This is a genomic window from Ruminococcus sp. J1101004sp1_RTP21198st1_B9_RTP21198_201120 (assembly GCF_040924245.1).
Classification (GTDB): Bacteria; Bacillota; Clostridia; order Lachnospirales; family Lachnospiraceae; genus Blautia_A; species Blautia_A faecis.
On the sequence record NZ_JBCOMI010000009.1, the window covers coordinates 106,438 to 126,425 of the forward strand.

Below are 19,988 nucleotides of genomic sequence, written 5' to 3' on the forward strand. Positions count from 1 at the left end.
CCTCCGTTCCCGACAACAATTACTTCTTCTTGTTTCTCTCGTCAAAATCCCTGACCATATTTGCTTTTGCTGCAATACTTCCAGGTTTTGCATTTCTTGCATTCTGGTAGGATTCCTCTACTTTTCTGGCTCTCTCTTCTGCGTTTGTGTTACTGGAACCTTTATCAATCTTGGTATTGATATTCTTAGTAGACTGGTTTGCCTGATTGGTGATCTTCTGCGGCGGAAGTCCTTCCTTCGTACGCTGTTTCTCCATCTTCTTCATGTTCTCGTTTACCAGATCATTGATATCCATCTTATCAAGATGACGATTGATAAACCACTGCTGAGCACTTCTTACAACCGCACTTGCGATCCAGTAAATACCAAGACCTACCGGGAATGTGAAACAGAATACTGCTGACATAAGCGGCATAACCGTATTCATAGTCTTCATGGAAGCCTGCATTGTATCAACAGCTCCTTCAGCAGATGAAGTAGCCTGTGGCATAAGCTTATAGTTCAGTACCTGAGTCGCCCATGCAAGAATAGGAATCAGAAGTGCAGCGATTGCCAGTGCAATAGATGCTCCCTCAAAAGCAGCCTTAATGTAATTCAAAGGCTGATCTGCAATGTTTAATCCACAGAAATTCTGCATTTTGGAAATTTCTGCAGACGTGGTGTTAATGGTATCTGCAAATCCCTTAAACTGATCCATTGATGCAAGATCTTTCCACTGAGATGGAGATAATGCATAAAGGAAATCGATGACAGAATTACTGGTCGCTTTTCCGTTATCCAGCGCCAGCTGTACACGAGTCATCTTATTGTCTGTGATAAAGCTCTGGATCAGGTCTGTGTAGCCACTTACGCTTGTGATCTGATCAACAAGGCCTGTGAAAACATTCTTTACACTGCCAACATAACCAGGAATTTTGTAAATAACCTGCCATAATGCCATCAGGACAGGAAACTGGATCAACAGCTGCACACAGCTGCCGGTAGGTGAAACACCGTATTTCTGATATACAAGCTGAGTTTCTTCCTGCATTTTCTGCACGGACGCCTGGTCTTTTTTATCTTTGTATTTCTTCTGTATCTTCTGAAGCTCAGGCTGCATAACAGAGCTTAATTTAGAAAACTTCTGCTGTTTAACCTGCAATGGTGTCATCAGTGCATAAATAATAATACTGAAGATAATGATACAAAGACCCAGGTTCTGAATACCCACCAGATCAAGAACTCTGTAAATCCCGTCCATGATCCAGCCCATAATAGAAGCAACCTGTCCAATAATCGGGACACTGCTCTTCGTTAATAAAATCATATCCAAGTTTGTTTCCTCCTAGGCTTTTTCGGTGTAACTATTCAATTGTCAAAGTTTGAGTTTTTGTGCTGAAAATCAGTTTAAAGTGTCATTTATTGTACACCATCTGTTTCAGTACAGTTTATGGCACAGGATCGTATCCTCCATGTGAAAAAGGATTGCAGCGCAAAATTCTCCACACTGCAAGAAGCCCGCCCTTTAACGCACCATATTTTTGAATTGCTTCTAAACCATATTGAGAACATGTGGGAATATAAGGACATTTTGTTCTCTTCATCGGCGATATATATTTCTGATAGAGACGAATCATATGAATCATGATATTCCTTGGACTAAATCTGCTCATGATAATTTCTCCTGCAAATCTGTTTCAATATTGCCGCTCCTTTACCGAACCAACAATACTGCCCAAATACCGTTTAATCTTCCACATGAAGCTCAGCCTCACGGCGGATCTTCATTCTGCCTGCAAGATGCATAAGCGCACTCTCAATCTCCTGATAGGACTTGTCCTTTGCATTTGGTCTTGCGACCACTACAATGTCCAGTCCCTGACGGAAGGATCTTTCATTCAGGCGGTAGCTCTCTCGTATCAGTCTGGTGACTCTGTGGCGTACCACACTATTCCCAACTTTTTTACTTACAGATATTCCCAGACGATTCTCCATGTGCCTGTCATGGTTCTCAAGCACATACATCACCAGATACCGATTTGCCTGTGATGTTCCTTTTCGGTATACCCTTTGGAATTCGTTATTTTTCTTTAAGGAGTCTGAGTATTCCATCTGATTCTCCTTTATATGATATTGAAATAATTATTTCTGTATAGAAGAAAAGACCACAGTAACTGCGGTCTTAACGGTCTTAAGCAGATAACTGCTTTCTTCCTTTTAATCTTCTGGCAGCTAATACTTTACGTCCGCCTTTTGTGCTCATACGAGCTCTGAAGCCATGGACTTTCGCTCTAGATCTTTTTTTCGGCTGAAATGTCATTTTCATAGGTAAAGCACCTCCTTTATCTATATGGAATTTAAAATTATTAACCTAATCAGAACATCATTTCAATTATATTCATAAATGGCATTCTCGTCAAGTAAAAATTCTTGCTTTCCTGGAATTTTTTATATCCACAAAGTTTTCCACACTGTGCATAACCTGTCATTTTGAAAAGGTTTACGTAACATTATCCACATTTTGTGGATAACTTGTGGATAACCTGGGGATTATCAGCAAAAATATCCACTTTTGACTGTTGATTTTAACGCATATGTCACAAAAAACAGTATATTTCGAGGGGATTCGACAGTGGATAGAGTTATACACATAATTTTTCATTATTGAAACCCGTAAAACCATGTTATGGTAACCAGAATGGTTATCAACCTATTTATCCACATTTATCCACACACAAAATGTTGATAACTTTCCAGTTTATTCACAAGATATCCCCCATTTTTTTCCTTGAATTTTTTTATTATCCACTGCAATTTTTTTAAATTGTGGATGTTTTGTGGACAATTCTATACTTTTCCCCATTTATTTTTCCTATTTTTAGCTTCAAAACAACATTTTCCTCCTCGTCCCCTCATTCTTTTAGGTAATCCACAGCAATCTTAATTTTTTCTCCGAATGTGCATAATTTTCCACATAAATTTCCTATATAAATAAGATTTTGTCGTTGCGAAAAGACAGGATTTATTATAATATATATAAGGATATTTATGTCCGTTTATCAAAATACCAGTAAAATTCCGGTATATTTAGCCTGCCACACCCTAATTTCCTGTTTCCAGCTGGTATTTTGATAAACGGACATGTCGCCGACGGACGGCATCATTTAATATAAGAAACAATCAGATGTGTACGGGAGGAAAAAATGAGCACAGTAATAGAAAAATGGGATGAAATCCTGGGAATTGTGAAAAAGGAGCACGATCTTTCCGATGTTCGATTCGACACATGGCTGAAACCCCTGAAGGTTTATGATGTCAGTGGAAATGTAGTTACCATCGTCGCTTCCGACCAGGTGCGATTAAGCTACATTAATAAGAATTACAAACTGCCTCTGCAGGTTACCATAAGCGAAGTTACCGGAATGACCGACTGCGAAGTGAAATTTATCCTTCCAGAAGACGTCCCGGCGAAGAAATCCATTTCCGACGCTGCACCTGATCAGGACAACCGTTTTAAGGCCAGATGTGAAGAAGCAAATCTGAACCCCAAATATACATTCAATACTTTTATCGTGGGCAGCAACAACAAACTGGCTCAGGCTGCAGCCCTGGCAGTAGCGGAATCTCCGGGAAATACGTACAATCCGCTGTTTATCTATGGTGGTGCAGGACTTGGCAAGACCCATCTTATGCATTCCATCGCCCACTTTATTATTGAAAATGATGATAACAGTAAGGTTCTCTATGTTACAAGTGAAGAATTTACCAATGAGCTGATCGAGACCATCCGTAATGGAAATAACACCGCCATGAGTAAATTCCGCGAGAAATACCGTAACATTGATGTCCTTCTCATTGATGATATTCAGTTTATTATAGGAAAGGAATCCACGCAGGAGGAATTTTTCCACACCTTCAACAGCCTTTACAGTGCAAACAAACAGATTATCATATCTTCCGATAAACCGCCGAAGGATATGGAAATTCTGGATGAGCGTTTCCGTTCCAGATTCGAATGGGGACTGATCGTGGATATTACTCTGCCGGATTACGAGACCAGGATGGCCATTCTTCATAAAAAAGAAGACATGGACGGCTACAATGTAAGCGAAGATGTTATCAAATATATTGCAAATAATATCAAATCCAACATCCGTGAGCTGGAAGGTGCCTTCAATAAGGTAGTTGCTTATGCAAAACTGGAGAAAAAAGAGGTTACCCTTGAACTTGCCGAGCAGGCTCTGAAGGATATCGTCGCACCGAATGAAAATAAACAGATTACTGCAGACTACATTATTTCTATGGTAGCAGAGCATTTTAATGTAAGTACTGCCGATCTTTGTGGAAATAAAAGAAGTTCCAAGATCGTGATGCCAAGACAGGTGGCAATGTATCTTTGCCGTGAAATTCTGGCGATCCCGCTGAAAAATGTAGGACAGTATCTTGGAAATCGCGACCACACTACCGTTATGCACGGCGTAGAAAAGATCGAAAAGGAGCTCCAGACCAACGAACAGCTCCAGAACACCATCGATACATTAAAGAAAAAAATTAATCCACAAACTTAACACATTTTTTCCACATTTCATGTGTATAAGATGTTGACATTATGTGTATTAATGTGAATAACTTTTGGCAACAAAATCGCTTATGTGGTTTTACACAGGTTATTCACACTCTAAACCAATGCTTTTACACGAAGTTATCCATACCCGAAACCCTTTTATTCACTGGGCGGAAGTGAGTTTTTCACATATTCACACCCCCTACGGCGGATACGGCGGATATCTTCTTAAATATATTTAATGAAAAACCCATTTTCTCCAGAAAGGAAGTTATACACATTATGAAAATCATTTGCTCCAAAAGTAACTTGTTGAAGAGCGTCAGCATTTCCTTAAAAGCTGTACCATCCAAAACAACTATGCCAATTCTGGAATGTATTCTGATTGATGCAACAACAAATCAGATCAAATTTACTACTAATGACATGGAACTTGGAATCGAAACCATTGTCGAAGGTACTATAGAAGAAAAAGGAATGGTTGCCCTGAATGCGAAAATCTTTTACGAGATCATCAGAAGACTTCCAGACAACGATGTTACCATTAAAACTGATGAAAAATTCGCTGCAACTATCACCTGTGAGAAAGCAAAATTTAATATTCCTGGAAAATCAGGAGAAGATTTCGCATATCTTCCTATGATTGAAAGAGATGAACCATTAACTATCTCTCAATATACATTAAAGAATATGATTTATCAGACAATATTCTCAATTGCAGTCAACGATAACAACAAATTAATGACTGGTGAACTGTTTGAAATTAAGGATAATTGTCTGAAAATTGTCTCTCTGGATGGACACCGTATTGCGATCCGCAAAATGCCTCTGAAGAAAGACTATTCAGACCGCAAGGTTGTAGTTCCAGGCAAGACTCTGAATGAGATCAGTAAGATCTTATCCGGAGAAATGGATGATGTAGTCAGCATTTTCTTCACAAACAATCATATTTTATTTGAATTTGACCAGACTATGGTAGTTTCACGTCTGATCGAGGGGGAATATTTCCGTATTGACCAGATGCTTTCCAGCGATTATGAGACCAAACTTTCCATTAACAAAAAAGAATTCCTGGATTGTATCGACCGTGCCACACTCCTTGTAAGAGAAGGAGATAAGAAACCGATCATTATCCACATTACAGATGGCAGCATGGAGCTGAAGATTGATTCTGCAATGGGTTCCATGAACGAGGATATTGATATTGAGAAAGAGGGTAAAGATATTCTGATCGGATTTAATCCCAAGTTTCTGATCGATGCACTGAAGGTTATTGATGATGAGACCATCGACATTTACCTAGTGAATCCGAAAGCACCTTGCTTTATCAGAGATGAGGAAGAAACTTACACGTATCTGATTCTTCCGGTTAACATAAATCAGAACCAGGCAAGATAATGACACTTGTCACAGAGAGAAACGTAACAGACAATTGGAAGAGGAATGGAAGTGAACACGGACTGCCAATAATGGCTGGAGACAGTCCGAAAACGAATTGCAGTCGTGATGCCAGAAGAGTGGAGGCAGAAAATTGGAAATCAGAATCAGAGATGAATTTATCAAACTTGGCCAGGCACTGAAACTTGCTGACCTTGTATCAGACGGCGTTGAGGCAAAATATGTGATCAACGACGGACTTGTAAAAGTAAATGGCGAAGTAGATACCAGAAGAGGCCGCAAGGTTTATGGCGGTGACGTTATTTCCTATAATGGCCAGGATGTGAAGGTTCTGTCCGGAAACGAGTAAAATGGCTTATATTGAATCCATAAAATTAAGCAATTTCAGAAATTACGAATCGCTGGAACTTTCTTTTGACAAAGGAACTAATATTTTTTATGGGGATAATGCACAGGGAAAAACAAATATCCTGGAGTCTGTGTATCTGTGCGGAACCAGCAAATCCCATAAAGGAAGCAAAGACCGGGAGATTATCCGCTTTGAACAGGATGAAGCCCATATCCGCATGATGGTGGGAAAAGATTCCATGTCTTATAAGATTGACATGCACCTTCGGAAAAATAAGGCCAAGGGCGTGGCAATCAACGGGCTTCCCATAAAGAAGGCGAGAGAGCTTCTCGGTGTGGTGAATCTGGTTTTCTTTTCCCCGGAGGATCTGAATATTATCAAAAACGGTCCGGGAGAGCGACGAAGATTCATGGACGCGGAGCTTTGTCAGCTGGATAAACTATACCTCACAGATCTTGCCGGATACAATCATGTTCTGAATCAGAGAAATAAGCTGCTGAAGGATATGTATAAGCGACCGGATCTTGGAGCGACTCTGGATGTATGGGATATGCAGCTGGTAAATTATGGCCGTAAGATCATTGGCAAAAGAAGAGAATTTGTGGAGTCCCTTAATGAGATCATTAAGGAAATTCACAGAAATCTTACCGGCGGTATTGAAAATATAGAAGTGATATATGAACCAAGCGTGGAGAGTGAGGCTTTGGAAGAGAGCCTTTTCCGCAACAGAGACCGGGATCTTCGGATGAAAATGACTTCGTCCGGACCTCACAGGGATGACCTAATGGTGGCTGTGAACGGAATTGATATCCGCAAATATGGTTCGCAGGGGCAGCAGAGAACAGCAGCTCTTTCCCTGAAACTTTCGGAGATTTATCTGGTGGAGAAGATCATTCATGATAAACCAGTTCTGCTTCTGGACGATGTCCTTTCGGAGCTGGACAGCAGCCGTCAGAATTATCTTCTTGAGAGTATTCATGATATTCAGACCATGATCACCTGTACTGGTCTGGATGATTTTGTCAGTCATCAGTTTACGATCAATAAAGTGTTTCACGTTGTGGCGGGGCATGTGTATCAGCCGATGGGATGTCCTGCAGATAAATAAGCTTGCGAAGTAGTATGCGATATGCTAAACTGGCATTAACTATGGAAAGTTGGTGAAAAATTTGGACAAAGAGGAATTTCGGGTTAAACTTGAAGAGATTAACCATTTAGTAGAACAGAAGGACTATAAGGGAGCCATGAATGTTGTAGACAGCATTGACTGGCGCCGTGTGAAAAATGTTCGTACCCTTTGTGTGGTTGGTGAAATCTATGCTGCCAATAAACGCTATGAGGACAGCAAGGAAATTTTCCTGCTGGCTTATCACAGAGCCTCCATTGGTAAGAACATTCTTTATCGTCTTGTAGAAGTTTCCCTGAAGCTGGGACAGGTTTCCGAGGCAGTGGAATTTTATCAGGAGTACAGGGAAGTTGCGCCAAATGATAATACGCAGTACATCCTGAAATACAAGATCCTGAAAGTAAAAAAGGCTCCTCTTGCAGAGCAAATCAAGGTTCTGGAGGATTATAAGGAGAAAGAATTTACCGAAAAATGGTCTTACGAGCTTGCCAAACTGTACTATCAGGATGGTGACAAAGAGAAATGTCTGGAGCTTTGCAACGAGATCATTCTCTGGTTCAACGAGGGTAACTACGTGATGAAGGCTATGGACCTGAAACAGCGTATGGGTGCTCTTACCGGCGAGGAGAAAGAGCGGTATGAACAGCAGTTTGTACCGAAGCTTCTGAAACCTGAGGAAGCAGATACCATTAAGGAAGAAGAGAAAGCACCGGAAGCTGAGAACCAGGGAAGTGAATCTATTGAAAGTATTCAGATCAAGAATGAGGATCTGGATGGCGTAGAGAGTCTTCAGGATAAAATTTCCAAAGGACTTCGTGACATTTTTGGAAGCCGTAAGATGGATGAAATGGAAGACAGCATTGTTTCCACTGAGCAGACGAAAGAGGTTCAGGAAGAAATGCTTCGTGATCCGGCTTCTGAGAAAGAATATGAAAGTGTACCGGAGCTGGAGCCTGAAACTGGCAAGGTGAAAGTGGAGAATACCAAGGAGACTGTTGCTGAAGAATCTGTGAATACAGCAGATGAGACTGCAGAGAAATCAGCGGAAGCAGTTTCAGAAGAAAATACAGAAGGTTTAGAGAATGCAGATCGTTCAGAGTCTGCAGAAGAGAAGAACGCATTTTCCACAGAAACAGAAACACCTGTTGAGAACCTGAAAATGCCTACACTGAATATTCCGGATTCTATGAAGAATATGGTACCGGAAGAGATTGAGGTTCCCAAGGCACCTGTACAGAATAACCTTTTCAGTGATGAGGCTGATGCTGCGGAGAAAATGAAAGACGAGAAACCTGCATTTGATTTTTCAAATTTCAATCTGGAGGATACGATTCTTGCTGCTGCTTCTGCACAGGGAATTGAGATTCCGGATGAGAAGGTAGATGAAGAGAAAGTTCAGGAAGAAAATAAAGAAATTGTAGAAGTCGCCAAAGAAATATCTACACAACCTCAGAAAGCTGTAAAAGAAGAAAAAGTAGAGAAGATTCCGGAAGAAGAGGAAGTTATCACTGAGGACGAGGAAGAAATCGAGCCAGAACCAGAACAGAAAAAGCCGGTTGTAGAACTTGAGGAAGAGGAATTCCTTTCCGAAGAGGATCTTCAGGCTGCTGAGGATGAGTTTATGAATGGTCCGGCAGGACATAAGGAGAAAGAAGAGCCTTCTGATGATTCCATGTCTGAGGATGAATTTATTGCCAAGCTTCTCAGAGAGAGCATTGGAGAAGAAGAGGATGAGGATATGCCTCCAGCTGCTGATGATGTGGTTGAAACTGAAGATGCAGAGGAAGAACCGGAAGATTCTGAGGACGAAAACTTTGATTTTGACGAGGATGAAGAGGAAGAAGAGTCTTCTGAATCTCTTTCCGAGGAAGAAGAACTGGAACAGTTTATTGATTCTATTCAGCCAAAGGATAAGAGAAATCCATCTGACATTGTGCCAAGAGAGAAATCACTTACCGATGATGAGAAGAAGCTGTTTACATATTTTGTAAAGGTTCCGGGAATGCGGGAACAGCTGATCAGTGCACTTTGCGATGTGCAGATGGCAGCGGCTGATAAGACCTCCAAGACTGGAAACGTGATCGTCATGGGTGGGAAAGAAACTGGTAAGACAAGACTGATCGCAAGTCTGATTCCGGCAATCTGTAAAGAGCTGAATCTGCCGGCTTCCAAGGTGGCTTATGTGTTTGCCGACCAGCTGAATGAGATGGATATTACGAAAGTGATTGGTAAACTTAGCGGTGGTTTCCTTGTCATTGAGAATGCTAATCAACTGACACAGGAAACAGTGGATATTCTGGATAAGGCTATGGAGTTCCGCACAGACGGACTTACTGTGATTATTGAGGATGAGAAGATCGGAATGCGTAAGCTGATTGCAAGATTCCCGAAATTTGCCAAGAAGTTTACATCCATAATCAACATTCCGGTATTTACCAATGATGAACTTGTAAACTTTGCAAGAGTTTACACCAAGGAAAATGGTTACAAGATCGACCAGATGGGAATGCTTGCATTGTATAATCTGATCGGTGTGAACCAGAAAGAAGACCAGCCTATGAACATTGGCGCAGTTAAGGAAATGCTTGACGCAGCAATGGCGAAATCCCAGGGCGGACTTCTGAAGTTTAATAAGAAAAAGAGAGTAGACCGTGATGGATTTACGGTTCTTTATGAGAAAGATTTTGCAAAATAAGTAATAGGGGAATTGCAGACAGCTGCCCAGATTGTGTGATTTGCAGATAATGATTAAATAATTTAAAAGAAAGAGGAAATTAATATGACCAGACCTTATTTAGGAAATCCGAAATATACCATTGAAGTTCTTCAAAAGTATAATTTTGCTTTCCAGAAAAGGTTTGGTCAGAATTTTCTTATCGATACCCATGTTCTGGAAAAAATAATCGAGGCTTCCAAGATCACCAAGGATGATTTTGTTCTGGAAATCGGACCGGGTATTGGAACCATGACCCAGTATCTGGCTGAGGCAGCCAGAGAAGTGGTGGCTGTAGAGATTGATAAGACATTGATCCCGATTCTGGAAAATGATACTTTGAAAGACTGGGATAATGTGACTGTGATCAACGAGGATATCCTGAAAGTTGATATTGCGGCGCTGGCACAGGAGAAAAATGGGGGCAAGCCTATCAAGGTGGTTGCCAATCTGCCTTATTATATTACCACGCCAATCATCATGGGACTTTTTGAAAACCATGTTCCCATTTCTTCCATCACCATTATGGTACAGAAGGAAGTGGCAGACAGAATGCAGGTTGGTCCTGGAACAAAGGATTACGGTGCTTTGTCTCTGGCTGTTCAGTATTATGCCAGACCGCAGATCATTGCGAATGTTCCGCCAAACTGTTTTATGCCAAGACCGAAGGTGGGAAGTGCTGTTATCCAGCTTGTGAGATATGAAGAGCCGCCAGTGCAGGTGGACAATGAGAAGCTGATGTTCAGGCTGATCCGGGCATCTTTTAATCAGAGAAGAAAAACATTGGTAAATGGACTGAAGAACTCCCAGGAGCTTGATTTTTCAAAAGAGGAAATTGAGAAAGCTATGGCAGAGACCGGAATTCCGGTAAATGTGAGAGGCGAAGCGCTTACTTTAGCAGAATTTGCTGATCTTGCAAACGCATTTAATAAATTGAGATAGATATCAAGAACGGGGCGTAAGCCCCGTTCTTGATATCTTCGGATTGCTTCGCAGCGTTGCGGCTCCCGTGATCCTTCACATGTTCGGAAATGATTTACTGCATAAATCTTATACAAATAAAAATCACCCGGTGGCTAGAAGGGTGATTTTTATTTTGTCTCAAATATATTTTTTAAAAGGAAGGAGAGTCAATCACTTTTGGGTGACTGACATATGAAAAAGAAATTTTATAAAAATAATGTTGGCTGTTATTATTTTTATGATGTTAGTATATCGGGAAAGTTTGAAAGAATCGTGTTTATCTTATGAAAAATTAGTGAACGAATTTGAAAAGATTTGTAACTTCCTGGAAAAATGGGCTGTTTTTGGAGATTAGTTATAAAAAGATTATAAAGTTTTTAGATACATTTTACAAATAAAAGGAAAAGGTGTAGTATAATGGGCTGGAATCTGGAGGAAGATTTATTTCCGGTATTGATTAAATTTCAGAAGAAAATTACTTGATATGAGGAAATCAGATCATAAATATGACCAGATTCCAGCAGTTTGTGAACAGAATATTAACTATTGCTGGTCAGACCATGAACAGCAGCTATTTAATTGTTACTGGAGAGATTTGAACAGATGACATTTAATCGTTACTGGGCAAGTCTTGAACAGCAACATTCAATCAGGAGGTAATTATCATGATAAAAATGAAAAAATCAGCAGCACTTATCCTTGCAGGAGTTCTTGCATGTTCCATGCCGATGCCGGTTATGGCATCCAGTGATACAGAAGTAGTAGAAAGTCTTCTGGACAGTGGAATTGATTTTCTTGCTTCTGACCCTGGAAAAGCAGTAGACATTATTATGTATGCCAAGGATCTTGTAGACCAGCAGAACATCACAGATGACCAGGTACGAAGTGCTGTAACTCAGGCAGCAGACCATTTTGGGGTATCTCTTTCTGATTCAGAGGTAGATTCCCTTGTTTCTGTAGTACGCAAGGTTCTGGATGCAAAAATTGACGAAGATGCTCTTAGAAGCGATGTAAATTCTGTATACAGTAAGCTGCAGGATATGGGTGTTACAAAGGATGATGCCAAAGGTCTTGTGTCGAAGTTAATCGAATTTGTAAAAGGATTATTCGAATGAGAAATGTAAAATGTGCAAAATGTATAACTTTACCAAATTAAAGTAAAGATGCAAATGTGGTAAATTTATAAAAAAAGAGGAAAATGAAAGAAGAAATTGTGCAAATAAAACAAATGTTCATTATTCGTTAACAATTTGCATGTATTTTGTTCATAAGTATCTGATACTATATAATCAGTTCGAAAGAACATACACAGAAGACGTTGTAATGACACCATTACACATAAAATTTTTTCATAATAATCGCCCCGGCAGCTACTGCCGGGGCACTCCTCGTTTTAGAGCGTATTTGAAAAAGTATTCCTGCAATCTGCACGCTCTGGAGCGTGTTTGAAAAAGGTTTTTTGCAAGATGTGCGTCACAATTTTTTGGAAAATTTGTCTGAATATGCCGCTCTTTAAACGCCAGATATTACACTCTGACGCTTAAAGAGCGGTGTTTTTTCGAATGTACATTCCAAAATTTATTTGCAACGAATAAGCGGTGTGCTATAATGAAGCAAAAACAGGGGCAAAGGAGTCTAGGTCATGGCAGAGACAATGAAGGATTACGAAGCAGAACTTGAAGCTTCTTTTAAGAAAATTGAAGAAGGCGACATTCTCACAGGAACAGTTGTGAGTGTAGATGATAAAGAAATTATTGTAGATTTAAAATATTATGCAGAAGGTATTATCCCGGTAGAAGATTACAGTAGAGAGCCGGGCTTTAACGTTAAAGAAGAAGTACACCCTGGAGATGAAGTTTCCGCCACAGTCGTAAGAAAAGACGATGGAAACGGCAACATCCTTTTATCCAAAGTTGAAGCTACTGACGTCCTGGCTTGGGACAAATTAGAAGAGCTGAAAGCCTCCGGAGAGGTTCTTGATGTAGTGGTAAAAGGTGTAGTAAACGGCGGTGCAGTTGCTTATGTAGAAGGTGTGCGCGGCTTTATCCCGGCCTCCAAGCTGGCCTTGAATTACGTAGAAGACACCAACGAATATCTGAACAGACACATCCAGGTTCAGGTAATCGATGTCAATAAAGAGGACAAAAAACTGATTCTTTCTGCGAAAGAAATTTTAAGGGAAAAAGCAGAAGAGGAAAGAAAGAATAAAATTTCCAATATCCAGCCAGGCTTTGTAACAGAAGGAACTGTAGAGAGCCTTCAGCCATACGGCGCATTTGTAGATCTTGGAAACGGCGTATCCGGACTGGTACATATTTCCCAGATTTGCGAAAAGAGAATCCGTAAACCATCAGAAGTTCTTGCAGTTGGAGATAAGGTGAAAGTAAAAGTAACTGCAGTGAAAGATGGAAAACTGAGCCTGAGTATCAAAGAAGCAATTGATATGATGGCAAAAGAAGTGGAAGAAGAGAAAATAGAAATCCCACAGTCCGGAGAAGAGGCAACCACATCTCTGGGAGCTTTATTTGCAAATATTAAACTGAATTAATATAAAGTGCAGATTTGGACGATTAAGACAATCGCCCAAAATGAAAATCTTCTGTAGAGCGTGTTTGAAAAGTAGACCCGAAATAAAAAACTCTGTTTACAGATGAAAAGTGTGCAGAGGTCAGCTGAATTTTGGAAGGAAGAATGTGAATGAAGAATCAGAAAGTATTTGTAATGGGACATAAGAATCCGGATACGGATTCTATTTGTTCGGCAATTGCTTACGCAGATATCAAAAACAGAACCACCCAGACCAAGCGTTATATTCCAAGACGTGCCGGTCAGATCAATGAAGAGACCCAGTATGTACTGAATCGTTTTGGGGTACAGCCACCGGCTTATCTGGGAAATATCGGAACGCAGGTAAAAGATATGGATATCCGTCCAAAACCGGATGCAGACCGTACCATGTCCCTGAAAAATGCCTGGGATATGATGCAGAATAAAGGCATTGTGACCCTTCCCATCTGTAACAGCGAGGATGAGCTGGAGGGAATTGTAACAATCGGCGATATTGCTGATGTTTACATGGATACCAAGGACAGCTATCTTCTTTCAAATGCCAGAACTCAGTATAACAAGATCAGGGATACTCTTGACGGTGAAATTGTAGAAGGAAATGGTCACGGCTATTTTACCAAAGGGAAAATCCTTATTGGAACTGCTGATCCGGAGGTGATGAAGAACTATATCGAAGAAAATGATATGGTTATTCTTGGAAACCGTGAGGAAGATCAGTTAAAGGCAATAGAACTGAATGTAAGCTGCATTATTGTAGGAATGAGTATTCAGGTAAGTGAGAAGGTAATAAAGAAAGCTCAGGAGAGACAGATCATCATTATCTCTTCTCCATATGATACCTACACAATTGCCCGCATGATCAACCAGAGTATTCCGGTAAATTATGTGATGAAAAAAGATAATCTGGTAACTTTTAATACTGAAGATTTCACAGATGATATCCAGGATGTTATGATCAAGCACCGCCATCGTGCATTCCCTGTTATCAATAAGCGGGGAAAATGTGTGGGAACCATTTCCAGACGAAATTTCCTTGACATGCACAAGAAACAGGTAATTTTGGTAGATCATAATGAGAAAGACCAGGCTGTTGATAATATTGAGAAAGCAGAGATTCTGGAGATCATTGATCATCATAAGCTTGGTTCTCTGGAAACTATGAAGCCGATTAATTTCAGAAATGAGCCAGTTGGATGTACTGCGACAATCCTTTACCGGATTTATGACGAGCAGCGACTGGAGATTCCGCCTAAGATTGCAGGACTTCTCTGTGCAGCCATTATTTCCGATACCTTAATGTTCCGTTCCCCAACCTGCACCCAGCAGGACAAGATCGCAGCAAGTGCGCTTGCACTGATCGCGGACATTAAGATTGAAGATTTCGCAAGAGAAATGTTTAAGGCTGGAAGCAATCTGAAAGATAAAGCACCTGAAGAAATTTTCTATCAGGATTACAAGAAATTTATTGCAGAAGGAAATGTGGCTTTTGGTGTTGGACAGATCAGTTCCATGGACGAGGAAGAGCTTCAGGAGATCAAAGTTCGTCTGAAACCATTTATGGTAAGCGAGTGCGGACGCCATGGAATTACCCGTGTTTACTTTATGTTAACCAATATTATGGACGAGTCCTCAGATGTAATTTATTACGGCGAGGGCAGCGAGGAAATGGGAAAAATCGCATTCCAGCAGGAACCGGAGGATAAGTGCTTCCACCTGAAAGGCGTGGTTTCCCGTAAGAAACAGATGATCCCGGCTATGATGGAAGCTGCACAGATCATGGCAAATGACTTTAACTGATAATAAAGATTTTCCCGGCAAAGAGGCTGTTAAAAGATACTGCTCACAAAGTGAAAAGTAACGCAGATGGTTCTTTGCATGGGAAATTTTCACATAAAAGAGGAGCAAAAATATGGCAAAACAGACCTGGAAACCAGGCAATATGCTTTACCCGCTTCCTGCTGTGATGGTCAGCGTTACAGATGGCGAGGGTAATGATAATATAATAACAGTAGCGTGGGCTGGCACCGTGTGTACCAACCCGCCAATGGTAAGCATCTCCGTTCGTCCCACCAGATTTTCTTACGATATGATCTGCAAGACAAAGGAATTTGTTCTGAACCTTACCACAGAAGAGCTTGCATACGCCACCGATTATTGTGGCGTGCGGTCCGGCAGAGAGGTTGATAAATTTCAGGAGCTTCATCTTACCAAAGAAAAGGCGGATCAAGTGAAGGCACCAATGATCGGTGAAGCTCCTGTAAATATTGAATGTAAAGTTAAGAAAATTGAGAAGCTTGGTTCTCATCACATGTTCCTTGCGGAAGTAGTTGCAGTGCATGCGGACGAAGCCTATATGGATAAAAATAATAAATTTCAGCTGAATCAGTCAAAACTGATGGTATATTCCCATGGAGAATATCTGGGACTTGGAAAGAAACTGGGCACCTTTGGATATAGCGTAAAAAAAGGAAAAAAGCATAATCAGAAACTTAAAAATCATCCATTAAAAAACCGAACCCAGTAACAATTTTTTAATATGATTGCAATAATGGCTCTTATGTGTTATTATTTAAAGGAGTATCGAATGAAAATGAATAATATAACATTAATTGGAATGCCCGGTGCAGGTAAAAGCACACTGGGCGTTGTTCTTGCGAAAATACTTGGATACGAATTTTTAGATTCAGACCTTTTAATACAAAAAGAAGAAAAAAGACGTCTTTATCAGATCATTGATGAAGAAGGAGAAGAAGGTTTCAAGGCTATTGAGAATCGCGTAAATGCGTCGATTGATACAGAGAATACTGTAATTGCTACTGGGGGAAGTGTGGTATATTGCAGTGAAGCCATGGAACACTTGAAATCAATTGGGAAGGTAGTTTACCTCAGCCTTTCTCTGGAGTCTCTTGAGAAACGGCTTGGAAATCTTAAGAAGCGGGGAGTTCTTCTGAAAGAAGGACAGACCTTGAAGAGTTTATATGAGGAGCGAGTTCCCTTATACGAGAAATATGCAGACATTGTGGTAGATGAAGAAGGGAAAGATTTGGAAGCAAGTCTGCAGGCACTTTTGGAAACACTACAGACAGGGGTTATTAAGTAACTGTAGATCGTTACTATTCGCGGAATGTGTTACGATGAACGAAGTGAACAGTAACTGTGAATCAGAGGAGGGCTGTCAGGTTATTGGAGAGAAATTGACAATAGCCTTTTTGGCTCGCGGAGTAAGAATAATAGAGGTGTATTATGGAACAGTATGTGATTAAAGGTGGAAATCCGCTTGTTGGTGAAGTAGAGATAGCAGGTGCAAAGAATGCAGCGCTGGCTATTTTATCAGCAGCCATTATGACGGATGAGACAATTCTCATCGAGAATCTGCCTGACGTCAGAGACATCAATGTTTTACTGGAGGCAATAGCTGGCATCGGAGCACAGGTTGACAGAATCAATAAGTCAACTGTTAAGATCAATGGTTCTACCATTGGTGATGTAAGTGTAGATTATGAGTATATTAAGAAGATCCGTGCATCTTACTATCTTCTTGGCGCATTACTTGGCAAATATAAAAGAGCAGAAGTTCCTCTTCCAGGTGGCTGCAATATCGGAAGCCGTCCGATTGACCAGCATCTGAAAGGTTTCAGAGCCCTTGGTGCGAAAGTTGATATTCTTCATGGAGCCATTGTTGCCGAGGCATCTAATCTTCATGGAAGCCATATTTTCCTGGATGTAGTTTCTGTAGGAGCAACCATCAATATTATGATGGCAGCATCTCTTGCACCAGGACGTACGATTATTGAGAATGCTGCCAGAGAGCCACATGTAGTAGATGTTGCCAACTTCCTGAACAGCATGGGAGCCAATATCAAAGGTGCTGGTACAGATGTGATCCGTATCAAGGGTGTTGAGAAGCTTCACCGCACAGAGTATTCCATCATTCCGGACCAGATCGAGGCAGGAACCTTTATGTTCGCTGCAGCAGCTACCGGTGGGGATGTCACAGTTAAGAATGTAATTCCAAAGCATCTCGAAGCTACTACAGCTAAGCTTGAGGAAATCGGATGTGAAGTTCAGGAGTTTGATGATGCCGTACGTGTACGTGCAGTGGGCAGACTTCATCGCACTCATGTGAAGACCCTTCCATATCCGGGATATCCGACTGATATGCAGCCGCAGATTGCGGTTACCCTTGCACTTGCAGAGGGAACCAGCATCGTAACTGAGAGTATTTTTGAGAATCGCTTCAAATATGCCGATGAGCTTTCCAGAATGGGAGCCTGTATTAAGGTTGAAGGCAATTCTGCAATTATTGATGGCGTGAATAAGCTTACTGGTGCAAGAGTAAGTGCACCGGATCTTCGTGCTGGGGCAGCTCTTGTTATTGCAGGACTGGCAGCAGAGGGAATCACCATTGTGGATGATATTGTTTACATCCAGCGTGGCTATGAGAACTTCGAAGAGAAGCTTCGCAGCCTTGGCGCAGAGATCGAGAGAGTTTCCAGTGAGAAGGATATCCAGAAATTCCGCCTGCGTGTAGGGTGAATTGTTAATTTCAGATCGCAGCCTGATAGCCTTGATCTGTTGAGTATCAGATTTAATCTGGTGAAAAATAGTCATAAGACGTTAAATGTCTATTGACAATTATAAGCAATCAGTATATTGTATTGCTTGCAACAGGAAAACTGAAGAATAGCCTTTTATTCAGAGTGGTGGAGATACATAGGATCTATGAAGCCACGGCAACCCCTCGAAAGAGAGGAAGGTGCCAACCTGAGCGAGTGATCGAACAATAAGAGGATTGTTTATATAAAAAGTCATTTATAAGACAGTCCGCTTGTCCGGGCTGTTCTTTTTTTCGCGGAAAACATACAATGCAGCGATAGATATTAGCTGTTTTGGAAATTTTCGCTCCATCGAAGAAAGGGAAAAACAAAAGAATGGAAAACAAAGAAAAAATCTTATTTACTTCCGAATCTGTAACTGAAGGTCATCCGGATAAAATCTGTGATGCCATTTCTGATGCCATCCTGGATGCTCTGATCGCACAGGATCCGATGAGCCGTGTAGCCTGCGAGACTGCAACTACAACAGGTCTTGTTCTGGTTATGGGTGAGATCACTTCCAAGGCAAATATCGATATCCAGTCAATCGTAAGAGAGACAATCCGCGAGATTGGTTATACTCGTGGAAAATTCGGATTCGATGCTGATACATGTGCGGTAATCACAGCACTTGATAAACAGTCTGCTGATATTGCAATGGGTGTTGATAAAGCACTTGAGCAGAAAGAGAATCAGATGGATGAGGACGAGCTTGACTCTATTGGAGCTGGTGACCAGGGAATCCAGTTTGGTTATGCTTCCAACGAGACAGAAGAATACATGCCATACGCAATCAACATGGCACACAAACTTTCCCGTCAGCTGACAAAAGTCCGTAAAGATGGCACTCTGAAATATTTAAGACCAGATGGAAAAACTCAGGTAACAGTTGAGTATGATAAGAATGGAAAACCAAGCCGTATTGATGCAGTAGTTTGCTCCACTCAGCATGACCCGGATGTTACACAGGAGCAGATCCATGCGGACATCAAGAAATATGTATTTGATGAGATCATCCCGGCAGACATGGTAGATGAGGATACGAAATACTTTATCAACCCGACCGGACGTTTCGTTATCGGTGGACCAAACGGCGACAGCGGTCTTACAGGACGTAAGATTATTGTTGATACTTATGGCGGAACAGGACGTCACGGCGGCGGTGCTTTCTCCGGAAAAGACTGCACAAAGGTTGACCGTTCTGCAGCTTATGCAGCACGTTATGTTGCAAAGAACATTGTTGCAGCAGGTCTTGCTGACAAGTGCGAGATCCAGCTTTCCTATGCAATTGGTGTTGCACATCCGACTTCTATTCATGTAGAAACATTTGGCACAGGTAAAGTATCTGATGCGAAACTGGTAGAGATCATCCGTGAGAACTTTGACCTTCGTCCGGCTGGAATCATCAAAATGCTTGATCTCCGCCGCCCGATCTACAAACAGACTTCTGCATACGGACATTTCGGCCGTACAGATGTAGATCTTCCGTGGGAGCATCTGGACAAGGTTGATGATCTGAAGAAATATCTTGCGTAAAATTTGGTTAAAAGAAAATGGCTTGTATTGAAGCCTGCTTGAAAATTCCATATTAAAGTTAGAGCCTGGAAGAGACTGGTATATAGCAGAAGAAGTCTTTTCCAGGTTTTTTATGTTGAAAAACTGAATTTTATATAATTATTCCTCTAACTTTCCCCATTTTATAGGCTTTCCTGCCTGTCCATTAGTGAAATGAT

Annotated in this window: 18 protein-coding genes and 1 riboswitch; of the genes, 13 read left to right on the forward strand and 5 right to left on the reverse strand. The window is 41.0% G+C overall.

Going from position 1 to position 19,988, the window contains the following annotated elements:
- Positions 1-19: 19 nt before the first annotated feature.
- From yidC to rpmH, 4 genes are all read right to left on the reverse strand, one after another.
- On the reverse strand, positions 20-1,306 hold the full coding sequence (gene yidC / locus AB5618_RS08010; RefSeq protein ID WP_173771336.1) for a membrane protein insertase YidC: 1,287 nt from the start codon (positions 1,304-1,306) through the stop codon (positions 20-22).
- Between the two features lie 121 nt (positions 1,307-1,427).
- On the reverse strand, positions 1,428-1,652 hold the full coding sequence (gene yidD / locus AB5618_RS08015; protein WP_118580820.1) for a membrane protein insertion efficiency factor YidD: 225 nt from the start codon (positions 1,650-1,652) through the stop codon (positions 1,428-1,430).
- Between the two features lie 73 nt (positions 1,653-1,725).
- Complete coding sequence (gene rnpA / locus AB5618_RS08020) at positions 1,726-2,091, reverse strand: ribonuclease P protein component (protein WP_148463049.1); 366 nt, start codon at positions 2,089-2,091, stop codon at positions 1,726-1,728.
- 79 nt (positions 2,092-2,170) lie between these two features.
- Positions 2,171-2,305: a 50S ribosomal protein L34 gene (gene rpmH / locus AB5618_RS08025; RefSeq protein WP_005423866.1), complete on the reverse strand. Its 135-nt coding sequence runs from the start codon at positions 2,303-2,305 to the stop codon at positions 2,171-2,173.
- Positions 2,306-3,182: 877 nt separating this feature from the next.
- Between rpmH and dnaA the strand changes: the two genes are divergently transcribed.
- From dnaA to AB5618_RS08060, 7 genes are all read left to right on the forward strand, one after another.
- Positions 3,183-4,547 (forward strand): chromosomal replication initiator protein DnaA, encoded by a 1,365-nt coding sequence (gene dnaA / locus AB5618_RS08030; RefSeq protein WP_118580826.1) that lies wholly within the window; start codon positions 3,183-3,185, stop codon positions 4,545-4,547.
- 278 nt (positions 4,548-4,825) lie between these two features.
- Positions 4,826-5,941 (forward strand): DNA polymerase III subunit beta, encoded by a 1,116-nt coding sequence (gene dnaN, locus AB5618_RS08035; protein WP_173771302.1) that lies wholly within the window; start codon positions 4,826-4,828, stop codon positions 5,939-5,941.
- Between the two features lie 133 nt (positions 5,942-6,074).
- Entirely contained in the window at positions 6,075-6,290 is a 216-nt protein-coding gene (locus AB5618_RS08040) for an RNA-binding S4 domain-containing protein (RefSeq protein ID WP_021924414.1), read from the forward strand.
- 1 nt (position 6,291) lies between these two features.
- Entirely contained in the window at positions 6,292-7,398 is a 1,107-nt protein-coding gene (recF, locus tag AB5618_RS08045) for a DNA replication/repair protein RecF (protein ID WP_173716656.1), read from the forward strand.
- 52 nt (positions 7,399-7,450) lie between these two features.
- On the forward strand, positions 7,451-10,111 hold the full coding sequence (locus tag AB5618_RS08050; RefSeq protein WP_368366652.1) for a hypothetical protein: 2,661 nt from the start codon (positions 7,451-7,453) through the stop codon (positions 10,109-10,111).
- An 84-nt stretch (positions 10,112-10,195) separates the two neighbouring features.
- Positions 10,196-11,071: a 16S rRNA (adenine(1518)-N(6)/adenine(1519)-N(6))-dimethyltransferase RsmA gene (rsmA, locus tag AB5618_RS08055; RefSeq protein ID WP_173718496.1), complete on the forward strand. Its 876-nt coding sequence runs from the start codon at positions 10,196-10,198 to the stop codon at positions 11,069-11,071.
- Between the two features lie 686 nt (positions 11,072-11,757).
- On the forward strand, positions 11,758-12,207 hold the full coding sequence (locus AB5618_RS08060) for a DUF1002 domain-containing protein (RefSeq protein ID WP_118580844.1): 450 nt from the start codon (positions 11,758-11,760) through the stop codon (positions 12,205-12,207).
- Between the two features lie 255 nt (positions 12,208-12,462).
- Here AB5618_RS08060 and AB5618_RS08065 read toward each other — a convergent pair whose 3' ends face one another.
- Positions 12,463-12,615 (reverse strand): DUF6783 domain-containing protein, encoded by a 153-nt coding sequence (locus AB5618_RS08065; RefSeq protein ID WP_368361766.1) that lies wholly within the window; start codon positions 12,613-12,615, stop codon positions 12,463-12,465.
- Positions 12,616-12,734: 119 nt separating this feature from the next.
- Between AB5618_RS08065 and AB5618_RS08070 the strand changes: the two genes are divergently transcribed.
- The 6 genes from AB5618_RS08070 to metK all read left to right on the forward strand — a co-directional run bounded on the left by AB5618_RS08070 (position 12,735) and on the right by metK (position 19,791).
- On the forward strand, positions 12,735-13,640 hold the full coding sequence (locus AB5618_RS08070; RefSeq protein WP_368366653.1) for a S1 RNA-binding domain-containing protein: 906 nt from the start codon (positions 12,735-12,737) through the stop codon (positions 13,638-13,640).
- A 149-nt stretch (positions 13,641-13,789) separates the two neighbouring features.
- A complete protein-coding gene (locus AB5618_RS08075) occupies positions 13,790-15,457 on the forward strand; it encodes a putative manganese-dependent inorganic diphosphatase (protein WP_148463040.1) in 1,668 nt (555 codons plus the stop codon).
- A gap of 112 nt (positions 15,458-15,569) precedes the next feature.
- Positions 15,570-16,184 carry a flavin reductase family protein gene (locus tag AB5618_RS08080; RefSeq protein ID WP_118580850.1) on the forward strand — a complete coding sequence of 205 codons (615 nt, stop codon included), beginning with the start codon at positions 15,570-15,572 and terminating at the stop codon, positions 16,182-16,184.
- Positions 16,185-16,244: 60 nt separating this feature from the next.
- A complete protein-coding gene (locus AB5618_RS08085) occupies positions 16,245-16,760 on the forward strand; it encodes a shikimate kinase (protein WP_330659856.1) in 516 nt (171 codons plus the stop codon).
- Between the two features lie 143 nt (positions 16,761-16,903).
- Positions 16,904-18,196, forward strand: a complete 1,293-nt coding sequence (locus tag AB5618_RS08090; RefSeq protein ID WP_118580853.1) for a UDP-N-acetylglucosamine 1-carboxyvinyltransferase — start codon at positions 16,904-16,906, stop codon at positions 18,194-18,196.
- 152 nt (positions 18,197-18,348) lie between these two features.
- Positions 18,349-18,450, forward strand: a riboswitch (SAM riboswitch).
- Between the two features lie 141 nt (positions 18,451-18,591).
- A complete protein-coding gene (metK, locus tag AB5618_RS08095; RefSeq protein WP_173718499.1) occupies positions 18,592-19,791 on the forward strand; it encodes a methionine adenosyltransferase in 1,200 nt (399 codons plus the stop codon).
- The last annotated feature ends 197 nt before the right edge of the window (positions 19,792-19,988 follow it).